Here is a 21,712-nt window from a genome sequence, read left to right as displayed (position 1 = left end):
TTTATGATATACAAATAAGTTTCTTTTGTCTTGACTTTCACAAAAACATACCGTAAACTTATCATATCAAATAATTTTGATATGAGGTGATAAGATGCAAGATCGTTATACAGAAGATGCAATCATTTTTAAGGCTTTATGTGATGAGAAACGCTTACGTATCATAGCGTTATTAAAGAATCAAGAAAAATGTGCCTGTTCGCTGATTGAAGACATGCAAATCGGTCAATCTTCTTTATCTTATCATATGAAGATCTTATGCGAATCCGGCATCATAACTAGTCGCCAGGATGGGAAATGGACACATTATCGAATAAATCCTGAAGGTTGTGCCTATGCTTTGAAACGTTTACAAAAGATTCTTGCAGGAGATGATTAAAAAAACAAAGTCGTGCTAGCTATGACTTTTCTTAACATCACTCACATCAATTTTTTTTAATATGAAAGCAAGGAGGTATTTCATGCGCATTGTACAAAGCGTAATATTATTTCTACAAGATCAAGTGCTTGGCATGCAATGGTTAAAAGATATGTTTGCGGCATTTCTTCAAGCCATTGGCGTCGATATACAAAGTCGTCTTGGCGCAAGTCTGCATTTTTTCTTTTATGATGTGGTAAAGATAACCTTGTTATTGTGCTTGCTTATCTTTCTCATTTCCTATATTCAAAGTTATTTTCCTCCGGAAAAAAGTCGTTCTATCGCTGCACGTTATCATGGCATCAAAGCAAATCTGATATCGGCATTGTTAGGAACCGTAACCCCTTTTTGCTCTTGCTCTTCCATCCCCTTATTTATTGGCTTTACCAGTGCCGGGTTGCCTTTGGGTGTTACCTTTTCGTTTTTATATCTTCCCCGATGGTTGATTTAGGCAGCTTGGTATTATTAATGAGCATTTTTGGCAGTGAAATTGCAATCCTATATGTTTTGTTAGGATTGCTCGTTGCGATTCTTGGTGGTGCCTTCATCGAAAAGATGCATCTTGAACAGCAAGTGGAAGACATCATTTCGCAAGCCAACTGCATGGCAATACATGAGGTGCAGCTCTCACGCAAGGATCGTCTGCAATATGCCAAGGAGCAGGTAAAAGAAACCTTTCAAAAGGTATTCCCCTATATTGTAGTCGGCGTTGCTCTCGGCGCATTCATTCATAACTGGATACCAAAAGAATGGATAACTTCTTTGTTAGGAAGCCATAATCCCTTTGGTGTTATTCTTGCTACCATCGTTGGCATTCCAATGTATGCCGATATTTTCGGGACTATCCCCATTGCCGAAGCTTTATTGGCAAAAGGAGCAGATCTTGGCAGTGTCCTAGCTTTCATGATGGCGGTAACTACCTTAAGTTTGCCATCTTTGATTATGTTAAGAAAGGCTTTGAAACCTAAATTGTTAGGCGTCTTTATTGCCATCTGCACCTTTGGTATTATCGCTGTTGGTTATTTCTTTAACATCTTACAAAACTTTTTATAGAAATGAGGTACGATTATCATGAACATATTTAAGAAAAAAGAAAACAACTCTTGCTGTAACACAGATTTTACAAAAATGAACCAAACTGAATTCAATAAGGATGCTTCTGAATTACTGATACTAGGTTCAGGATGTGCGAAATGTCAGAAATTAACATCTTCCGTCATGACAGCCTTAGAGGAACTGCAATTACAGATTCCTGTCCGTCATGTAACTGATTTTGCCCAAATTGCTGCTTTTGGTGTAATGAGCACACCTGCTATTGTCTATAAAGGAAAACTATTATCTTATGGGAAAGTATTAAGCGTAGAGGAATGTAAACAGCTACTCACACAAACATTCCGCAAGAATACCCATGAATAAACCTAAAGTCGCCTTTATCTGCGTGCATAATGCATGTCGCAGTCAAATAGCTGAAGCATTGGGAAGACATTTAGCAGGTGAGATATTTGAAAGCTATTCAGCCGGGACGCATATCAAATCTAATATAAATGCGGATGCAATTCGTTTGCTGAAACAGCACTATCAAATCGATATGGAGAAAGAACAATATCCAAAACTTATCAAGGACATTCCTTCGGTCGATATCGTCATTACCATGGGCTGTCATGTACAATGTCCTACCATAAGTTGTCAATATCGTGAAGATTGGGGATTACTTGATCCGACAAATCAAGATGATGATGTGTTTATGGATATCATTTTGCAAATCGAAGCCAAAGTGATCACTTTAGCAAAACGAATTTCTGATAAACAACTAAATATAAATTGAATAAAAAAAGAAAATGTCATATGCTGCTTTCAGACGTAAGCATATGGCATTTTTATATGAATTTATCACTTTAATCATTGTTTACATATAGACATTCTGTTAGATGGTTGATAGCTTCGATTGTTTGAGAAAATGAAATGTCTGCTGCATAATTAAATTTTTTCTGATATTTATTCCACATTGCATGCAAATCCGTATTATTTTTAAGTATCTTTACAATACTTTTGGTATCTGCTATTCTTTCATAACTACCTCTATGCTTAGCAGTCGCAATAAACGCTTCTCTTCCTAAATCCGAATCATATTCTTGTGTCTTTTCTAGGATGAATATATCATAATAATCCCTTGGGCGAGTACTAAAAACTCCTCTACTGAAAATTGCCTCTAATTTTTCAGCCATAACAGTTTCGATATTATACACCCATAGCTTTATACGAATGGAATTATCAAACATGCCAATAAATTCATAAGGAACTGCTGCTAGTGTGATGATATCACCTGTCGATATATCTAAAGATAAAGGAGTTACAATGGTTTCATAAAATGCTTGCATTTTTACACAATAACCACCATACACATCATCTTTTCTAATACATTCAATAGATTTTATTTCAAATCTAACATCATCATCTAAATGTTGAGCGCAAATTTCTCTAACGGCTTTTTCTATTTCTTCCTTTTTTAATGGTAAATTCCGCAACGTTGCATCCAGATCCATTGTAGCCCTTGTATCTATTCCCACTAAAGATGCAATCAGCATTCCTCCTTTAATCACAAACATTTGACTGTACTTAGATCGTGAAAGCCTTGCCAAAAAACGTTCAAACATAAAATTTTGTAATACTACTTGAGCAGCTATGTTATTTTTTATAGCATAGTTTTTTATTTTAGCTTTCAAGCTCATTGCTTTTGCGTTCATAACAACACCTCAAGATATTTTTTTAGTGTTTTATCAACTCGCAATATAGAAGCATATGTAAAAAGTCGATTCAAGTCCTTATCAGCATACCTTGCATAATTTTTCACTCCACTGATAACAGTTTCCTCATCACACCGATTTCGACTTCTAAGCAAGTCACATACAGTACGTTCCGCATTATAACAATTTACAGTATTACCAAAAGTTGTTTTTTCCTGAATCATACCGAGCTTATGAAGTTCGGGTTTAATGTAATAACATACACAATTTTCTTTTATACTTTTAGATAAAGACGTATTACTAGGAATCGTTATGATATGCATAAATGGTGTTCGATCAGATAAGCCATTTAAAAACAATGCTGTATCATGAGAAAAAATTATGTTATCTGACCTGCACTGCAATAGAAACATGTCATCGATAATTGTATGTGGTGTTGTGTAAACTCCATGTCCAATTCGTTCTAAAAGGCCTTTTTCCACATATTGCGATAGCAACATTCGTGAAAAACCGAGTTTCACCGTTTGTTCTGTAGTTAAAATTTAAATGATAACTCAATACAAATATCAGCGACTTTTTGGTTTATCAAACAAGAAAGACATTATGAATTAAAAAACATCTTTAAAAATCCGAATACATTCTTTAATAAGCATGAAAGTCAAGTCACTTTATGCCTGCTTTCCTAGCTTATATGCCTGCAACAAAAATTCCTCTTTTTCCTTCATCTCATTGACATCGGTAACTCCAACACCTCGTACAACGCCTTTTAAAACCGTTTTATCAAAACACTCGATCCAACCACCAAGACTTTGTACTGTACGCTCCATGATATCTTCCTCTTCTTCAGCAGCACTCATTAGTAAATAAATATCGCGGAATTGATACTCCGCTGAAAATAGTGGATTACTGCGATCCAATAAGGTTTTCATCTGCCCACTCATCTCATAATAATAAATTGGTGTAGCAAATACGATACTATCTGCAGCTTTCATGGCCGCTAAAATAGATGTCATATCATCTTGCAACACACAGACACCACTTTTCTGACAAGCTAGACAACCGATACAGAAATGGATATTTTTATCCAACAGGCGAATATAGGTAACTTCATGTCCCGCTTCGATAGCCCCTCTGGCGAATTCCTTTGCTAATCTATCTGAATTACTGTTTTGACGAAGACTTGTTGATAAGATAACGATTTTTTTCATTAAAACACCTCCATAGTATCTTTATCCATATTATATAGTCAACTCCTATTCCAGACAAATGCTTAAATGGTAAAGTAATCTATGCCTATAAAGCATATAAGCCAAAAAAAGAGGACAATACCCAATGCACGATCCTCTAATATACTACGTTTTCTTAAATCCTGATTTATCACTACTTACTTCAAATAGGCTACAACATCACGCATATCATCAATAATGCTGTCTGCTTTGCTTTGATCAACACCGTAGCGTTCATCACGATACGCAAAGACTTTCATTCCGGCACGTCTTGCCGCTTCGATACCATAAGAAGAATCCTCGATGGCTAAACATTCCGCTGGTTTTACTCCCAAAGCCTGTGCCGTATGCAAATAAATTTCCGGATTTGGTTTGCTTTCTTCAAACATCTCACCACTGATTTTCACATCAAAACAACCATCCAAGCCACAATCTTGTTCCATCTCTTCAATCTGTGATAAGAAACTGCTGCTTGCGACTGCGGTTTTATATCCATGTTCTTTTAACCAATCCAAGGTTTCTTTTACATAAGGATTGCCGACTTCGCCATAACGAAATGGATGCTCAGCCGCATAGGCTTCATAAATTTCACTGAATTCTTTTACGCTCCAATCATTTTCCATGATACGAATGCATTCCTCACATGTAAAGGTATAAGAACTGCCAACTAAAAAAGCTAAAAATGCATCATCTGCATGCACATTATAGCCTTCCATAAACTCCTTTAACAATCTTAAATTTTCTGGTTCGCTATCCACCAGCACACCATCCATATCAAAAATAACTGCTTTTATCATTTCTTCTTTTCCTCCCTAATACGTTGTATTGCTAAAATATAAGGTGCTTGTTTGTGATTCACCATACGCATCTGCAATACATTGAAACAATGTCCATCCAATTCTTCACACCAGCTGTTAAAATACGCACTTTCTTTTTGTCCCTGTTCATGTCCTGGATACACGACCAAAACTAGCAAGCCATGTTTATGTAAAAGCTTTAAAGCCTTTGCTACCGCTAGCTTGCTGGTATCTAGCATCGTGGTAATGGTTTCATCTCCATGGGGTAAATAACCAAAATTAAAAATACCGATATCATAACCATCAAGAAACGCATCACAATGCTCATGCCCAACAAGATGTAGCTTTGCCTTTTCTAAAAGTCCGGCTGTTTTCAGTTTTTCTTCACTCATCTTCACAGCTTCCTCTTGAATATCAAAACCATGAACAATCTTTACGTCAGAAAGTTGTGCAAGAAACAGCAAATCATTGCCCTGTCCCATCGTAAAATCAACTGCTATACTATGTTCACCTACATGTTCTTCTATCAGTTGATGTGCCATTTCAACTATTTTTTTCATTGTTTCTCCTTTTTTCCTGAACGATATCATTATATAATAACCCTGAGGTAAAAGCTATGAAAAATAACATTCCACCATCTATGATCAAGATTGTAACCATATTAAAGGAAGCTGGCTATGAAGCTTATTTTGTTGGCGGCTGTGTTCGTGATATGCTAATGCAACGTAAAACGCATGATTATGATATCACCACCAACGCCCTACCCCAAGAAACCATGCAGATTTTTGCCGCAAAAGGTTATCAAGTGATTCCTACAGGCATCAAGCATGGCACCATAACAGTTTTAGTAAACAAAGAACCTGTGGAAATCACAACCTATCGGATAGAACAAACTTATCATGATCATCGCCATCCTAGCGCAATCATCTTCACAAAGGATCTAAAAGAAGATTTAAAACGTCGCGATTTCACCATGAATGCCATTGCTTATGATCCTACTTATGGCCTTTACGATCCCTTTCATGGAGCACAAGATATTGCACAAAAACGCATTCGTTGCGTAGGTGATGCTACCACGCGGTTTCAAGAAGATGCCTTGCGTATGCTTCGTGCTTTACGCTTTTCCTGTGTCCTTGATTTCACACTTGATAAAGCGTGCGGAAAAGCCATACAGCAAAATCATAACTTATTACATTATGTTTCCAAGGAGCGTATTCGAGAAGAATTCAATCGTTTGTTAATGGGAGAAAAAGCAAATACCTTACAGCTGTTATACGACTTCCATGTACTGGATGAAATCTTACCAGGCTATAGTGCTTTGTATGGGCATGAACAAAAAACACCTTGGCATATTTACGATGTGTTTCAGCACACCGATATCGCTTTAAATCATACCAAAGGATATCCCTTAGAAAGTAAGCTTGCTATTATTTTTCATGATTGGGGCAAACCTGCTTGTGAAAGCTTTGATGATAACGGCATTGCGCATTACAAAAAGCATGCTTATGTCAGTGAACAAATCGCATATGAGCAAATGAAAGCTTTAAAGTACGATAACAAAACGATTGAAACCGTATGTCTGTTTATTCGCTATCATGATTACTATGTGCATGAAAAGCGCTCTACTTTACGACGCTTTGTTGCTCATTTCCACAATGACTTCACCTTGGCAAAACAGGCTCTAGATATCCAGCTTGCAGATGATATGGCAAAAAATCGAACAAAGTCTGATGAAAAAATCGTCATTATAAAAAGCTGTCAAAGACTTTTGTCAATCATGGAAAAAGAGAAAGATATGCTAAGCATGAAAGATTTGGCAATCAATGGCCATGATCTCATACAGCTTGGCTTTCAAGGTAAAACCATTGGCGATGTATTAAAAGCAGTTTATGAGTGGGTGTTGGAGGAGCCATCACGCAATGAAAAAGATATCTTAGAAAGATATATTAAAACAGAATTCCTTAACGTTTGTGAATACATAGGAGATGCTTATGAAAACTAAGAGATTACATATCCGAAGATTTCAACCAGATGATCTTGCGGATTTATTTAAATTACTTTCCGATAAAGAGGTTATGCGGTATTTAGAAAAACCATATACTTTAAAAAGAACAGAACAGTTTTTACAAGAAGCAGGTTTACACAAACATCCGCTTATCTTCGCAGTAGAAGATATGTGTGGAAATTTAATTGGATACATCATCTATCACCCGTATGATGAAAGCAGTTATGAAATAGGGTGGGTATTGTATAAAACAGAATGGCGAAAAGGTTATGCACAAGAATTGACCGAAGCTATGCTATGCGATGCTAAGCAAAAAAGGAAAAACTTAGTTATTGAATGTGTTCCAGAACAGGAATCAACAAAGCGCATAGCCCTTAAAAACCATTTCCGTTTTATTGATCATATAGATCATTGTGATATTTATAAATTAAATCTATTTTCGTAATGAAGCTGTTTATCAGCTTTTTCTTTTTCCTTTTTTATTATCTGCTTTTTTATGGTCTTCCGCCCCTTGGAGGCATACCACCACTGGGCTTTCCCATCATACCACTGTTTCCATAAGTGGTAATGGTTTCTTCTATCGTTAAACTGGTAAGCTTGTCACCATTTGTTGCATTCGTTGCCATGATATCACGCTTTTTATTTGCCGTACCATTTGTCATGATTTGATAAACAGCGTTTTTCTTTATATCAGAAGAGCTAATAACAATGGATTGTATCGTACGCGTAGGAACTGCACCTATCACAAACTTTCCATCAGCATCCTCTAAATATATGGCTTTTCCTGCCGCTAATGAAGCATCGACATTAAGCATTACACTGTTTTGTTTACTATTGCTAGATGGAGCCATTGCCATGCCACTACTGCCTAAGGCAATAAGTGTTCCACCATTCATTTGAAAACGGCCATCATAATCCAAAGCACTATTCCCGCCAGTATCAGGTCCCATGATAAGCAACGTACCATCTTCCATTACGATATCCTGATTGCTATCCACACCATCGCCATAAGCATCGACATACGTATATCCACCGAAAATCTCCAATACTGGATTGCCTTCTCCTGCTGCATTTATTCCATCATCGCTGGCACATACCGAAATTTTACCACCTTTAATAACGATATGTAAGGCTTCCAAGCCTTCATAGCTTTGTTTCACCTGGAGCGTACCATCCTCGATTGTAAGCTTTTGATCCGCATGGATACCATCATCATCACTCTTTAAAGTAAATGTTCCTTTTTTTATTTGTATTGTCGTATTGCTATGAATTGCATCATCATGGGCATTGATAGAGAAACTACCATTTTCAATAAGCATCGCTTTTCCACTCTTCATACCTTTACTGCTTTTTTCATCTGTCTCCTCATGATCCTTAAAATCACCCCAAGGCTGCTGATTCTGTGCCACTTCATTAACACTTCCTTCACCACTTACAATCGTGTACGTTCCATTTAAGATACGTAAGGTCGTAGCTGCCTGAATGCCATCTTGCTTTGCTGTGATATGAAAAGTTCCTTTTTCAAGGATCATGGCACCTTTTTCCTGATTCGTCGTTACGAATCCATCTTTATTGGCTTTGATCGTATATGTGCCATCGCAAATATACAATGCATCTTTCCCTTTTACTGCATCATTAGCTGCGCTTATCTGTAAGTTTGCATCTAGCAATTTCAGTTTATCTTTGCTTTGAATACCATTTTTATATGAGGCATTCACCTGTAATTCGCCACTGCCATTGATGGTCAAATCAGCCTTGCTAAAGATGGCTGCCGTCGGTTCTTTATCTGTATTGACTTCATAGCTATCCGTGTCAGTTATACTATTTTTAGTTCCTTGTGGTAAGGATAGTATGACCTTCTTTGCCTTTTTTACATAAATAGGTGCTGTAGAAGCACTTTGTATGCTAGCATTCTGTAATACAATACGCACTACATCATTCTCCTTGGCATCTACGATGATACTGTGCTTCTGTAAACTCCCTTCTAAAACATAACAACCAGCACTTGTAATCTTGACATCTGTGGTTTGGGAAGATAATGCAATGGTCGTTGTTTCTTCCGTTTGATAATCGCTGTAATAATCATTTTCCTTAAAGACATCTAAGCTGCTTTTCTTTGATGTCGTTTCTTTAGTGGCGGATGTTGTTTTTTTCGTTGTTGCTTCTTGTGATTGTGTACAACCACTCAAGCATAATATCATCATGATACATAAAAAGGTTTTCTTTGTTCTATAGTTCATCTACATTCACCTGTCTTCTTGCACAGATTACGCTTAAATTCCCATTTCTAACCCGAATCGCGTCAATCATTTCTTTTTCCATCATGCTATCCTTTAATTCTATCTCATATAGCAATTCAATCATGGAGCCTAACTGCATGGTCTTTACCCGTATTAACTCTTGCTTCTTCGTATACGTTGCTAAAATATCCGTAAAAACTTCTGTGTAATCTAAATCTTCAGGAATGACGATCTTTAATTCTTTAAACTGCGTGGATGGTTTTAATAAAGGGATTTTTTGTAAAGCGATGGAAAATATAGATATCAATAAACTCATAAAAAAAGCAAAACTAACAAAGCCCATACCGATGGCTAAGCCGATGGACATCGCAAAGAAGATAAAGGTAATCTCACGGCTGCTGCCAGGCACTGATCGAAAACGAACCAAAGAAAAGGCTCCTACAACTGCAACACCAGTACCTAGATTTCCATTCACCATCATGATAACAAACTGGACCAAGGAAGGTAAAATAGCCAGCGTTAACATAAAATTACGCGAAGCCACATGCTGTATACGATAAACTAAAGCAATCAAAATGCCTAAACCTAGTGCACTAAAGGTACAGATAACTCCCTGTCCTATCGTTAATCCTTCACTTAAATCTGTTAAAATGCTTGTAAACATGTTTGTCTTCCACCTTTCTGTTTTGCTTCCTTCATTACGATATTGGCAACTTTAGAAAAAGAAGTTGGATAAATCTGCAGCTTAGATAAAGCCTCTACCAACCAAAAGGGATAACTTCCACATGCTTTGATTTCCATCAGCACTTGATCTTTTTCAAATAAAGGAAATGTCCCTTCTTCATCCTGTAAATTTAACTTATGCATGCGTCCTCTGATGTGTTTGTCAAATGTAATGCGTAATCCTGGTTCTTGCTTACCTACATAAGAGCATCGATCGTAGGCGATATATACTTTAGGTAAAGCTGCATGAAAGGCTAGTGCATAACACAATTCACGTGCAATCTGTGAATCCTTTCGATCATGTCGTTCTAGCATATACATGGCTTCCTGCAAAGGCAGTTCTAACCGTCGCTTACATACGGTTTGTCTATATTTTTTCTTTATTTCCAAAAAAACCATACTATTATCTTTTAAGCTCATTGGTGCATAACTACGCAACCGTAATTTTTCTTTATATAACGGCTTCTGCATAGAAGTTGTAATCATATGATAATCATCTCCATCTAGATATAAATTATAAATATGACTGGTTGGATATATATCCTTCATAAGATAGGGTGCTATCTGCGTAAAGATCGTTTCATAAACAGCTGTTGATAATACATATTTCTTTTCTACCCGTTGAATCGTCTGTTGTTTCATTCTCATCACCTCCACTTAAGCATATCGAAGTTTAGCGATGTAAAGATGGCTGTTGTCTGAAGATTATGTGAAAATACTGTTTGCATTTGTTCTTTTTGCTTCTTTCAACACAACTATGAAAAAAAGCATGATGTCATGCTTTCGTCGTATTCGTCTTACTAAGTTTTGCTAGATCCTCACAAAGAGCATCTAAGGTTTCTTCATCCAGCTGTGATAAAATATAGCTATGGTAACGACAATACTTCCTTTTGATATCTTGTATCGTTGCCAACTCATTTGGATCGTCTATCCGATTTTCTAAAACCGTTAAAACATCACCGCATAATTGAATCGGACGATCATAGATCATCGTAATATCTGTTAGCTCCTTTATTTGTATATCTGTGCGTATGCGCATCGCCTGTTGTAAATGCTCTTCCATTCGTACTGCTTTTGTATGTATCTGAAAACCTTTCATAACTATCGCCATCCTTTCTGATAGTTTCATTTTAGAATACTTTGTGACAATATCTATGTAACAATAAAAAAATACCTAAAGTTTTTATTTACTTTAGGTCATAAACTTATCGTTCCTATAAATAGTCTTCTAAATAGCTTTATGCTTAACTTATGCCAAAAAATGAAAGTAGTACAGCACCTACACCACATAAAAACATAACGACGATCGGACTTTTTTTATACTTGCGCAAGATAAAGAAAGCAACAGCAAACAAGCCAACACTTTCCCAGCTGATGGTTGCTAACTGCATTTTTCCATCCGGCCAGAAAGCTGACATTGCTAATGATAAACCTGCACTGGCGATCAAGGCAACAACTGCTGGTCTTAAGCCTTTTAAGACCGCTTGTATGGTATCCAACTGACGATATTTATAATAGATAAATGCCAGGGTTAAAACAATGATGAAACTAGGAATTACCACACCGACACTTGCCACGATAGCACCGGGCAAGCCCGCTATTTTCGTACCGACAAACGTAGCACCATTGATAGCGATAGGACCAGGCGTCATTTGTGAGATCGTTAAAATATCCGCAAACTCACGCATCGTGATCCAATGATGTAAATCAACAACCTGACTTTGGATGATTGGCAAAGCTGCATATCCACCGCCAATACTAAGCAAGCCGATCTGTAAAAAGCTTAACAATAACTGTAAATAAATCATTGAATTGGCCTCCTTTTCGCATAACGTTCAATTAGAAAACCAAGAATTCCACAGCCAATGATGATAATTAACAAATGCAGATGCAATACCACATTCGCAAAAAAAGCTATTAACATGACGGCAATATAAATTTTCTGAGGTTGTGACGCCACTTCTTTTGCCATCGTCCAAACAACATCGCAAATTACAGCCGCAACACCTGCCTGCATACCAAATAACATGATCTGAATCCATTTAATGGATACAAAGGCCTCATAAAAATAAGAAATTACAGAAAGAATGATCAAAGGCGGCAAGATTGTTCCAAAAACAGTAACAAGTGCCCCCAAGACACCACCACAGCGATATCCGATAATGACAGATGCATTTACTGCTAACGCTCCAGGACTGGACTGGGCGATTGCTACCATGTCCATCATTTCTTTCTCATCAATCCATTTCAGCTTTTCCACAAATTCCTTACGCATCAAAGGAACTATGACATAACCGCCACCAAATGTGAATGCACTCAAATAAAATGTTGAGGTAAACAATTTTCTATATAAAGTAAAATTTCTTTCCATTCCATCACCTTCTGCTTTTATTATATGCTTTCTTAGTTTATAATGAAAATAGTATTATCATATATAGTTTATAAGATTTTATTATGAAAGGGGCTTTTTTATGACATTACGACACTTACGCATCTTTGCGGCTGTTTGTAGATGTGGCAGCGTTACAAAAGCTGCTGCTATGCTCCACATTGCACAGCCTAGCGTATCCTTAGCCATTCGCGAATTGGAAGAATACTATCAAATCACCTTGTTTGATCGTATATCACGCAAGCTTTATATCACAGAACAAGGTGAACGCCTTTTAAAGTATGCAACACATATCACCTCTTTATTCAATGAAATGGAGGAATCCATTCAAAGTGTCAGTGAATATGAACCATTGCATATTGGCTCTAGTATCACCATAGCGAACTCTTTTCTATGTGATTTTCTTGCCCAATATCAACAAAATTATCCAAAACGAAACTGTCAGGTTTTAATTGAAACAAGCGCTATGCTGGAAAGTAAGATCTTAAACAATGAATTAGATCTAGCAATGGTAGAAGGTATCCCAACACATCCATCCATAGAAAAATTACCTTTCTTTCAAGATGAGCTGGTCATCTTATGTGCCAATGAGCATCCGTTTACCAAACATGAACATTTAAGTTTTGCGGATCTCTTGCAAGAACCTTTTTTGTTAAGAGAACGCAGCAGTGGTACCAGAGCTGTCATTGATTCTATCCTACAGCTTTACAATATGAATGTCACTCCTATTTGGGAAAGTGCCAGTACCAGAGCTTTGGTAAAAGGAGTGCAACGAGGCTTTGGCATTTCCATATTGCCCTATCAGATGGTGAAAGAAGACTTACAAAACCAATCCATCCAGCGTCTGTATGTAGAAGACATTAATCTGCAGCGTAAATATTTCATTATCTATCATCACAATAAATATGTTACTCCTGCCATGCAGGATTTCATCAACATTGCTTTACAGGTAACAACCTTACAATAATGATATTCATACTGCCTGTATCCTATGGTATACTTAAAAATGTGATAAAACAAAATGAAAATAGGAGGTCTTATACTTTATGAAAACAACTACATGTCCCATTTGTGCATACACCCTTGATGATACCAATGATGAAATCATCTATTGTCCTGTATGCGGTACTGATTTAATAAAGGTAAACAGTGAAAAGATTATAAGAAATTCGCCAGGCACTTATACTATGGAGGATAAGCAATTTTTTGGAAAAATGAGTGCAAATGCGACGATCATACTTACGAATCAGCGCTTTCTTGTCATACCGGAAAAATTAGAGGGTTTTAATCGTTCCACGGTTCTCACTGCTTCCATCATGAATAAAATTACAAGTAATTATGGTGTAGTTTCGGTTCCTATTACAATGATAAAGGAAGTACGTGATGGAAAATTCGGTCTGTTGGGAAAAGCTTTGATTGTTGAAACGAAAGAAGCAAATGTGATTAAAATCACCGCACCGAAATTAAAAGAATGGAAAGAAGTATTAAGTAACACCCTACAAGCTTCTTCATAACAAGAAAGATAATAAGAGACAAAGCAAAAGAAGATTAGCAAAGCTATTTAATTGATGATGTAATAGCTTGTAATCTTCTTTTTTCCTATATCATCTACACTTTTTGCTTGTTATTTACCCTTCATGAGCCCATTCACAAATAGTTCTTTTAACATCATCAATACAATAAAACATCTTCCAAAATTGATATGTATTTTTCAAATACTGTGATTCTCTCAAATACGTAAAGTAATAACAGTTCTACTTGCTGTTCTTTCTTATGCCTTGGAATAAACGATTTCCCCATCAATAATGGTATGGTATACCGTTGTTTGCGGATCCAATATAGAACCATCACATATTACCATATCTGCATCCTTACCAACCTTTAAGCTGCCAATGCGCTCATCCAAGCCTAATATTTTTGCTGCATTAATGGTAATCGCCTTGACTGCTTCTATTTCCGGTAATCCTTCTTTCATCGCCAATCCTGCACACAATGGCAAATATTCCTGAGGTACTACCGGAGAATCCGTAGTTATCGCAATCAGAATACCTTCTTTATATAATTCATAAGGTGTTTTAAAAGATTTATTAGCTAACTCATATTTTGATTTGTGGGTTAAGGAAGGTCCAACAATTGCCGCAAAACCGCTGTCTTTTATTTGTTTCTTAATTATTTCCCCATCCGTACAATGATCCAAAGTCACCTTAATATCAAATTCTTTCGCAATTCTTAAAACAGTTAAGATATCATCACAGCGATGGGCATGGCATTTTAAAGGCAGTTCCCTCTGAATCACCGGAATCATCGCTTCTAGTTTCATGTCAAAAGCAGGCATCTTCGTGATATCCCCTTGTGCTGCTTCTTTTCTTGCAAGATATTCCTTGGTCTTAAATAAGGTTTCTCTTAATAAAGCAGCTACGTTCATTCGTGTTTTGATACGAGAATCCTGATACACACGTTTTGGATTTTCACCAAAAGCACATTTCATAGCGACCGGATTTTTAATTGCCATTTCATCCATGCTGACACCATACGTCTTATATGCAACAAAGGTTCCGCCAATGACATTGGCACTTCCAGGACCAGCCGCTACTGTTGTAATACCGGCATTACGAGCATTTACAATCGTTTCATCCAACGGATAGCAGCCATCAATGCCTCTTACCTGCGGTGTGATAGGATCACTGCTCTCATTTACATCATTACCTTCACTGCGAATGGCACTTTCTTCCATACCTAAATGACAATGAGCTTCTACCATTCCCGGGTAAACGCGTTTTCCATTCAAATCAATGCATACTTCATCTTCCGTTTCCACATGCCCGATTGCCGCAATTCGCCCATTTTGAATTAAGATATCGCCTTTTATGACCTGTTCTTCTTCCATTGTATAAATCTGTGCATTTTTTAATAACATTATCCATTCTCCTTTTATTTATAACTTATTTATTACCCTAATACTTCTTATGACAAAAGACATAGTTGCCTATGCCTTATTCAAATATTCGACGATTTTATCTCCCATCTCGCTGCAAGACAGATGTTTTTTCCCGTCTTCCATGATATCGGATGTGCGATAGCCATCTGCTAATACATCTTCTACTGCTTTTTCTATTTGCGCATATTCCGTATCTAAATCGAATGCATATTTCAACATCATACCTGCCGCTAAGATCGTTCCGATCGGATTCGCAATATTTTGCCCTGCAATATCTGGTGCAGAACCATGGATTGGCTCATACATACCACGCTTGCTATCCCCTAAAGATGCACTTGGAATCAAACCGATACTACCAGTAATCATGCTTGCTTCATCACTTAAGATATCACCGAACATATTTTCTGTGACGACAACATCAAACTGCGCAGGATTTTTTACGATTTGCATCGCCGTATTATCTACCAGCATATCCGCAACCTCAACATCGGGATATTCCTTGGCAACTTCATGTACGACCTTACGCCATAAACGTGAGGTATCTAATACATTTGCTTTATCCACAGATATGACCTTATGATGACGTTTACAGGCAGTTTGGAAAGCCGTATGGGCAATGCGGCGGATCTCATGTTCCGCATAATTCATATAATCACTTGCGACAAGTTCGCCATTGATTTCTTCTGTCTTCTTTTCCCCAAAGTATACACCACCGATTAACTCCCGTACGACCATAAAATCAATACCTTTTGCTACAATATCCTGACGTAATGGCGATGCATCTGCAAGTTGCGGAAAGATTTTAGCTGGACGTAAGTTTGCATACAAGCCCAATTCCTTACGAATACCCAACAAGGCCTTTTCAGGACGAATACTAGGATCTACATCATCCCATTTAGGACCGCCAACAGCGCCTAATAAAACCGAATCAGAATTCAAACATTGCTGCAGACTTTCTTCTGGTAGGCTTTTACCAAATTGATCAATGGCACAGCCACCTGCAATGACATGCGTATACGTAAATTCATGATCATACTTTTCAGCAATACAATCTAACACTTTAATAGCTTCTTTTACAATTTCCGGACCTATTCCATCTCCGGGAACTACTGCGATATGTTTTTTCATTCCTTCCCCTCCTTGATAGCATTCATCAAACCATTATGTTTCATAATGTTTTGGATAAAAGCAGGAAATGGTTCTGCTTGATAACTTTCCCCTTTTGTATGATTGATAATTTCACCTGTATCGAAATTAATTTCAATTTCATCCGCAGTATCGATTCGCTCACTGGCTTTCGGACATTCTAATATCGGCAAGCCGATATTGATAGCGTTGCGATAAAAGATACGGGCAAAACTTTTTGCAATCACGCAGGAAATTCCACTAGCCTTAATGGCAATTGGTGCATGCTCTCTTGAAGATCCACAACCGAAATTAAACCCTGCCACCATAATATCGTTGGCTTTTACTTTATTTACAAAATCCGCATCAATATCACACATACATTTTTCGGCCAGTTCTTTTGGATCACTAGTATTCAAATAACGTGCCGGAATGATAACATCCGTATCTACATTATCACCATATTTATGTGCATAACCTTTTGTTTCCATCCTTTATTCTCCTTCCCAAACAGCAATATGACCGGCGATTGCACTTGCCGCAGCCGTTGCCGGACTTGCCAGATATACTTCAGATTCCACATGTCCCATACGTCCGACAAAGTTACGATTTGTCGTTGCTACACAGCGTTCCCCTTCAGCTAAGATTCCCATATAGCCGCCTAAACAAGGGCCACAGGTTGGTGTTGATACTACACAGCCAGCATCGATAAAGATTTCCATATACCCACGTTTCATACATTCTTTATAAATAGCTTGCGTTGCCGGTATGATAATCGTACGTACTCCTTTTGCCACATGCTTTCCTTTTAGAATTTTTGCCGCTGTTTCCATATCAGATAGGCGACCGTTCGTACAAGAACCGATGACGACCTGATCAATGACGATGTTTTCTTTTATATCCTCCATCGTTTTCGTATTTTCTGGCAGATGTGGAAACGCAATTGTCGGTTTAATGGCACTAAGATCAATATGATATACGTTTGCATAGTCTGCATCACTATCTGCTTCATATGTTTTATATGGACGATGAACACGCTCTTTCACATAAGCTTCGGTAATTTCATCATAGGCAAAGATACCATTTTTTGCCCCTGCTTCAATTGCCATATTGGCCATCGCTAAGCGATCATCGATTGTCAAATTTCGCAAACCAACACCGCTAAATTCCATAGACTTATATAAAGCACCATCTACACCAATCATTCCGATGATATGAAGTATGACATCCTTCCCACTGACATTCGGCGCTAATTTCCCACGCAAATCAAACTTGATCGCTTCAGGAATTTTAAACCAACATTTGCCCGTTGCCATACCGGCTGCCATATCGGTACTGCCTACACCTGTTGAAAATGCATTTAAAGCTCCATACGTACATGTGTGTGAATCTGCTCCAATGATACATTCTCCAGGACCGACGATGCCTTTTTCTGGCAATAACGCATGTTCAATGCCCATTTCGCCTACATCATAAAAGTGTTTGATGTTCTTTGCGTATGCGAAGGTACGGCAAGCTTTACATTGCTGCGCAGCTTTAATATCCTTGTTCGGCGCGAAGTGATCCATCACCATCGTCACCCTACCAGGATCAAATACCTGTTCAAATCCATACTTCTCAAATTCTTTAATAGCAACCGGTGATGTGATATCATTCCCTAATACCATATCAAGATCAACTTCAATCAGTTGTCCGGCTTTGACCTCAGCAACATGTGCATGCTCTGCTAAGATCTTTTGTGTCATTGTCATACCCATTTTGTTTTACCTCCTACACGATGTACATGAAGTACATTGAAATATCGTCTTTTTGTTCACTATGATATAAAACTTTTGTATTATTCTTGCTTGTATGTTTTCATACGCGAAGCCAATCCTTATGCAGATGGCTCTATTGTCTCTATCTTTTCTTATTAGAATCTTTACTATCCCCTTATCAGAGACAACCCTTTACTGTAGTTAATCAATTTCCCCTAGTTCTGTTGTTGTGTTGCTCGTTTTTGTATAACAGCTCGATTAATAGCCGCAAATAAGGCCTTCACACTGGAAGCGATAATATCCTCATGTAAACCGACACCCCATTGGTTCTTTTGGCGACAGTCAATGATTTTGACATAAGATACTGCCTTAGAAGTAGATCCCTTGCTTAAGGCATGTTCTTTATAATCTAAGATATCAAATGTTAGATTCATGTTATCACGCAAAGCGTTGCTAGCAGCATCTAAACGTCCATTTCCAACACCGGTAATGTATCGATTCATCCCTTCATAGGTGATGTTCATCGTACAAGTAACTTTATCATTTTCCCTTATAAAATGATAATCGTTTAACGCATAAGGTGCATTCACATTCATATATTCTTTTTGGAATAAATCATTGATTTCATTTGGCAGCAATTCCTTATGTTCATGATCGCTCACATTCTTCATGAAATAGCCAACTTCTTCTCGCATATCATTTGGAAGTTCATAGCCATAATATTCTTCCAGCATATAACCAACGCCGCCTTTGCCACTTTGTGAATTGATGCGAATGACATCTGTCTCATACACTCTGCCGACATCTCTTGGATCAATTGGCAAATATGGAACGGTCCAGTGTTGTGGGTCTTTGGCATCGCGATAATGCATCCCTTTCGCAATAGCATCCTGATGTGAACCGGAGAATGCCGCAAATACCAATTGCCCGGCATAAGGCTGACGCATACCGACTTTCATGCGTGTACAGGCTTCATATACCTCAACGATATGAGGCATATTTGAAAAATCCAATTCAGGATCGACTCCCATCGCATACATATTCATTGCTAAAGTGACAATATCGACATTTCCAGTACGTTCGCCATTACCGAATAAGGTACCTTCAATACGATCAGCACCTGCTAAAATACCCATCTCTGTATCCGCAACACCACAGCCACGATCATTATGCGGATGAAGGGAAACCACAACATTTTCCCGATAGTTCATATGCTTACACATGTATTCGATTTGACTGGCATACACATGTGGCATGCTCATTTCCACGGTTACCGGAAGATTAATGATAACCTTGTTATCCGCTGTAGGCTGCCAAACGTCCAAGACCGCATTGCATACTTTTAAAGCATAATCGACTTCGGTTCCTGTAAAGCTTTCCGGAGAATATTCAAAGCGATAATTTCCACCATCTTCTTCGGTCAGCTGTTTTAACAGTTTTGCCCCTTCTACCGCAATCTTTAATACTTCTTCTTTGCTTTTCTTAAACACCTGTTCCCTTTGTGCATAAGATGTGGAATTGTATAAATGAATCACAGCATTTTTTGCACCTTTCACTGCTTCAAAGGTACGGCGGATGATATGCTCACGTGCTTGTGTCAGCACCTGGATCGTAACATCCTCTGGAATGCGGTTCTCATCGATAAGTTTCCGTAAGAATTCAAATTCGGTTTGTGAGGCTGCAGGAAAGCCAATTTCAATTTCTTTAAAACCAATTTCTACTAGTAATTCAAAGAAATCCAGTTTTTCATCTAAGCTCATTGGCACGATCAATGCTTGATTGCCATCTCGTAAATCAACACTGCACCATGTTGGTGCTTTCTCAATATATTCTTTTTTGGTCCAATCCATACAATCCGTTGGAGGCATATAATATTGCCGTTTGTACTTTTGATATCCTTCCATGTGATGTCCTCCTCTTTCTACCTTGTAATAAAAAAGCCTTCCATCTTCTTATTTTGAAGACGGAAAGCTGTCTGCTTTATCCGCGGTACCACTTCACTTGATGAACACTCATCCACTTAGTTCTTATCCTGTTGAATAAGAGCTCAATGATAACGGTAGAGCAGTCCCGGTGATGCTTACTTATGCAATGCATGTTCAGATCACAGCTCACGGGTGAGTTGATTCCAGTGTCCACATGCCTTTCACCAGCCGGCAATTCTCTACGGTGTGACGTATCTTTCATCTGGTCCCGATCAATGCTATTTCATCATTACCAAAAGGATATATCATTCTATGTAAAATGTCAACAGAAAAAGTAAATTTCATTTAATTTTTTTCTGAAAATATTTTCAATGTTGAATTTTCTGATTTGCTGCTTCCCTTTTCAATACGTTTTGAGCCGAACGTGCCGTTTGTGCAAAAAATGACATAGCTTCTTTCGGATAAGCTCCAGCTGCTGTTTCTCCTGTCAGCATAATTCCAGATGCACCATGATATACCGCATAAAAAATATCACTCACCTCAGAGCGTGTAGGCGTTGGTTGTGTCATCATAGAATGCAACATCTGTGTTACGACCATATAAGGCTTATGATAAGCATGACAAATATCCTGGATATGTTTTTGTACCATCGGCAATTCATACAATGGCATGGCATTGCCTAAATCTCCACGTGCTATCACAATATGATCGCAATAGGGCAGCAATTCTGTTAAATGTCTGACTCCATCCATGTTTTCAATCTTTGCATAAATTTCTAAAGATTCCGCATCCAATTCTCTCACTATTTGTTTCAATGCTTTTAAATCTTCTGCATTTCTGACAAAAGGCTGCATAATACCCGTAATTCCATATTTTTTAGCCAGGCGCAGATTTTCCATATCACTTGGTGTCAAAACCGGCATCTGGATATGCTGATGCGGCAGTGCCAAAGATTTTCTAGAAGTGAGTTCACCACCATGAAGAACCTTACAAATAATATTTTTTCCTTTTACTTCCTGCACTTCCAATAAGAATTTACCATCGTCTAATAAAATCCTTTGCCCAACCGGTACATGTCCATAAACTTGTTCAGGAACTGCTATTTCTGTTCCCAAACAAACGATACCTCCTTCGATTAAATGTATAGGCTTATCTAATTTTCCTATACGCAATTCCGGCCCTTTCATATCGATCAACAGTTTTGGTTCCACATTTGCTTCTCCTGCGGCCTCATGTAAGATTGTCAGCCATTCTTGACTATCTGTTAAATTCACATGTGATAAATTCAATCGAATACCATTCATACCACTGAAAAACATCTGTTTCAGTATTTCTTTGTTTGCACATGCTGGACCTAATGTACCATAAATTTCTAATTTTTCCATATACCCTCACACTATTTCTTTTTTTACATTATAACAAAGC

The 21,712-nt window shown here is 37.7% G+C and carries 24 protein-coding genes and 1 pseudogene; 8 read left to right on the top strand and 17 right to left on the bottom strand.

Annotated features, from left to right (window positions below; genetic code table 11):
- Positions 1-94 precede the first annotated feature (94 nt).
- The 4 genes and pseudogenes from LI241_RS00395 (at position 95) to LI241_RS00380 (ending at position 2,243) form a co-directional block, all read left to right on the top strand.
- Positions 95-379 carry a helix-turn-helix transcriptional regulator gene (locus LI241_RS00395; protein ID WP_008689078.1) on the top strand — a complete coding sequence of 95 codons (285 nt, stop codon included), beginning with the start codon at positions 95-97 and terminating at the stop codon, positions 377-379.
- A gap of 82 nt (positions 380-461) precedes the next feature.
- Positions 462-1,471 (top strand): annotated as a pseudogene (locus LI241_RS00390) (permease).
- An 18-nt stretch (positions 1,472-1,489) separates the two neighbouring features.
- Positions 1,490-1,834: a thioredoxin family protein gene (locus LI241_RS00385; protein ID WP_008689081.1), complete on the top strand. Its 345-nt coding sequence runs from the start codon at positions 1,490-1,492 to the stop codon at positions 1,832-1,834.
- Positions 1,827-2,243 (top strand): low molecular weight phosphatase family protein, encoded by a 417-nt coding sequence (locus tag LI241_RS00380; RefSeq protein WP_008689082.1) that lies wholly within the window; start codon positions 1,827-1,829, stop codon positions 2,241-2,243. Before LI241_RS00385 ends, LI241_RS00380 begins: the two co-directional genes overlap by 8 nt.
- A 70-nt stretch (positions 2,244-2,313) precedes the next feature.
- Here the strand turns inward: LI241_RS00380 and LI241_RS00375 are convergent, their stop codons facing one another.
- The 5 genes from LI241_RS00375 to LI241_RS00355 form a co-directional block, all read right to left on the bottom strand.
- Positions 2,314-3,162 carry a nucleotidyl transferase AbiEii/AbiGii toxin family protein gene (locus tag LI241_RS00375; protein WP_008689084.1) on the bottom strand — a complete coding sequence of 283 codons (849 nt, stop codon included), beginning with the start codon at positions 3,160-3,162 and terminating at the stop codon, positions 2,314-2,316.
- Entirely contained in the window at positions 3,159-3,704 is a 546-nt protein-coding gene (locus tag LI241_RS00370) for a type IV toxin-antitoxin system AbiEi family antitoxin domain-containing protein (RefSeq protein WP_213540241.1), read from the bottom strand. The genes LI241_RS00375 and LI241_RS00370 overlap by 4 nt, the downstream gene beginning before the upstream one ends.
- A gap of 126 nt (positions 3,705-3,830) precedes the next feature.
- A complete protein-coding gene (locus LI241_RS00365) occupies positions 3,831-4,370 on the bottom strand; it encodes a flavodoxin family protein (RefSeq protein ID WP_008689088.1) in 540 nt (179 codons plus the stop codon).
- A 176-nt stretch (positions 4,371-4,546) separates the two neighbouring features.
- Complete coding sequence (locus tag LI241_RS00360; RefSeq protein ID WP_227150888.1) at positions 4,547-5,185, bottom strand: HAD family phosphatase; 639 nt, start codon at positions 5,183-5,185, stop codon at positions 4,547-4,549.
- The gene (locus LI241_RS00355; RefSeq protein ID WP_008689092.1) at positions 5,182-5,745 is read right to left on the bottom strand and encodes a class I SAM-dependent methyltransferase; all 564 of its coding nucleotides are present in this window, start codon (positions 5,743-5,745) and stop codon (positions 5,182-5,184) included. The genes LI241_RS00360 and LI241_RS00355 overlap by 4 nt, the downstream gene beginning before the upstream one ends.
- A gap of 56 nt (positions 5,746-5,801) precedes the next feature.
- Between LI241_RS00355 and LI241_RS00350 the strand changes: the two genes are divergently transcribed.
- Positions 5,802-7,187 (top strand): CCA tRNA nucleotidyltransferase, encoded by a 1,386-nt coding sequence (locus LI241_RS00350; protein WP_008689094.1) that lies wholly within the window; start codon positions 5,802-5,804, stop codon positions 7,185-7,187.
- Positions 7,177-7,635 (top strand): GNAT family N-acetyltransferase, encoded by a 459-nt coding sequence (locus LI241_RS00345; protein WP_008689096.1) that lies wholly within the window; start codon positions 7,177-7,179, stop codon positions 7,633-7,635. The genes LI241_RS00350 and LI241_RS00345 overlap by 11 nt, the downstream gene beginning before the upstream one ends.
- A gap of 49 nt (positions 7,636-7,684) precedes the next feature.
- Here LI241_RS00345 and LI241_RS00340 read toward each other — a convergent pair whose 3' ends face one another.
- From LI241_RS00340 to LI241_RS00315, 6 genes are all read right to left on the bottom strand, one after another.
- Positions 7,685-9,430, bottom strand: coding sequence for a carbohydrate-binding domain-containing protein (locus LI241_RS00340; RefSeq protein ID WP_008689098.1), 1,746 nt, complete (start codon positions 9,428-9,430; stop codon positions 7,685-7,687).
- Positions 9,420-10,094 carry a DUF4956 domain-containing protein gene (locus tag LI241_RS00335; RefSeq protein ID WP_008689099.1) on the bottom strand — a complete coding sequence of 225 codons (675 nt, stop codon included), beginning with the start codon at positions 10,092-10,094 and terminating at the stop codon, positions 9,420-9,422. Before LI241_RS00335 ends, LI241_RS00340 begins: the two co-directional genes overlap by 11 nt.
- Entirely contained in the window at positions 10,076-10,795 is a 720-nt protein-coding gene (locus LI241_RS00330; RefSeq protein ID WP_008689101.1) for a polyphosphate polymerase domain-containing protein, read from the bottom strand. The genes LI241_RS00335 and LI241_RS00330 overlap by 19 nt, the downstream gene beginning before the upstream one ends.
- A 133-nt stretch (positions 10,796-10,928) precedes the next feature.
- The gene (locus tag LI241_RS00325; protein WP_008689103.1) at positions 10,929-11,252 is read right to left on the bottom strand and encodes a hypothetical protein; all 324 of its coding nucleotides are present in this window, start codon (positions 11,250-11,252) and stop codon (positions 10,929-10,931) included.
- Positions 11,253-11,397: 145 nt separating this feature from the next.
- A complete protein-coding gene (locus tag LI241_RS00320) occupies positions 11,398-11,961 on the bottom strand; it encodes a chromate transporter (protein WP_008689105.1) in 564 nt (187 codons plus the stop codon).
- Positions 11,958-12,524: a chromate transporter gene (locus LI241_RS00315; RefSeq protein ID WP_008689107.1), complete on the bottom strand. Its 567-nt coding sequence runs from the start codon at positions 12,522-12,524 to the stop codon at positions 11,958-11,960. The genes LI241_RS00320 and LI241_RS00315 overlap by 4 nt, the downstream gene beginning before the upstream one ends.
- Positions 12,525-12,624: 100 nt before the next feature.
- On the opposite strand from LI241_RS00315, the gene LI241_RS00310 reads away from it, so the two are divergent.
- Both LI241_RS00310 and LI241_RS00305 read left to right on the top strand, forming a co-directional pair.
- A complete protein-coding gene (locus LI241_RS00310; RefSeq protein ID WP_008689109.1) occupies positions 12,625-13,509 on the top strand; it encodes a LysR family transcriptional regulator in 885 nt (294 codons plus the stop codon).
- 79 nt (positions 13,510-13,588) lie between these two features.
- Positions 13,589-14,056, top strand: a complete 468-nt coding sequence (locus LI241_RS00305; RefSeq protein ID WP_008689111.1) for a transcription factor — start codon at positions 13,589-13,591, stop codon at positions 14,054-14,056.
- A gap of 257 nt (positions 14,057-14,313) precedes the next feature.
- On the opposite strand, the gene LI241_RS00300 is transcribed toward LI241_RS00305, so the two are convergent.
- From LI241_RS00300 to pyk, 6 genes are all read right to left on the bottom strand, one after another.
- The gene (locus LI241_RS00300) at positions 14,314-15,459 is read right to left on the bottom strand and encodes an amidohydrolase (protein WP_008689113.1); all 1,146 of its coding nucleotides are present in this window, start codon (positions 15,457-15,459) and stop codon (positions 14,314-14,316) included.
- Between the two features lie 69 nt (positions 15,460-15,528).
- A complete protein-coding gene (gene leuB / locus LI241_RS00295; protein ID WP_227150890.1) occupies positions 15,529-16,608 on the bottom strand; it encodes a 3-isopropylmalate dehydrogenase in 1,080 nt (359 codons plus the stop codon).
- Positions 16,605-17,096, bottom strand: a complete 492-nt coding sequence (gene leuD / locus LI241_RS00290) for a 3-isopropylmalate dehydratase small subunit (protein WP_008689117.1) — start codon at positions 17,094-17,096, stop codon at positions 16,605-16,607. Before leuD ends, leuB begins: the two co-directional genes overlap by 4 nt.
- Before the next feature lie 3 nt (positions 17,097-17,099).
- The gene (gene leuC, locus LI241_RS00285) at positions 17,100-18,362 is read right to left on the bottom strand and encodes a 3-isopropylmalate dehydratase large subunit (protein ID WP_008689119.1); all 1,263 of its coding nucleotides are present in this window, start codon (positions 18,360-18,362) and stop codon (positions 17,100-17,102) included.
- A gap of 215 nt (positions 18,363-18,577) precedes the next feature.
- Complete coding sequence (gene leuA, locus LI241_RS00280) at positions 18,578-20,266, bottom strand: 2-isopropylmalate synthase (protein ID WP_008689120.1); 1,689 nt, start codon at positions 20,264-20,266, stop codon at positions 18,578-18,580.
- A gap of 389 nt (positions 20,267-20,655) precedes the next feature.
- Complete coding sequence (gene pyk / locus LI241_RS00275; protein WP_008689121.1) at positions 20,656-21,672, bottom strand: pyruvate kinase; 1,017 nt, start codon at positions 21,670-21,672, stop codon at positions 20,656-20,658.
- Positions 21,673-21,712 lie beyond the last annotated feature (40 nt).

Origin of the sequence: Longicatena sp. 210702-DFI.1.196 (assembly GCF_020563125.1) — a bacterium.
GTDB lineage: Bacteria > Bacillota_I > Bacilli_A > Erysipelotrichales > Erysipelotrichaceae > Longicatena > Longicatena caecimuris.
The sequence above is the reverse complement of the archived record's forward strand: the minus strand, read 5'-3'. Positions and strand labels throughout refer to the sequence as shown.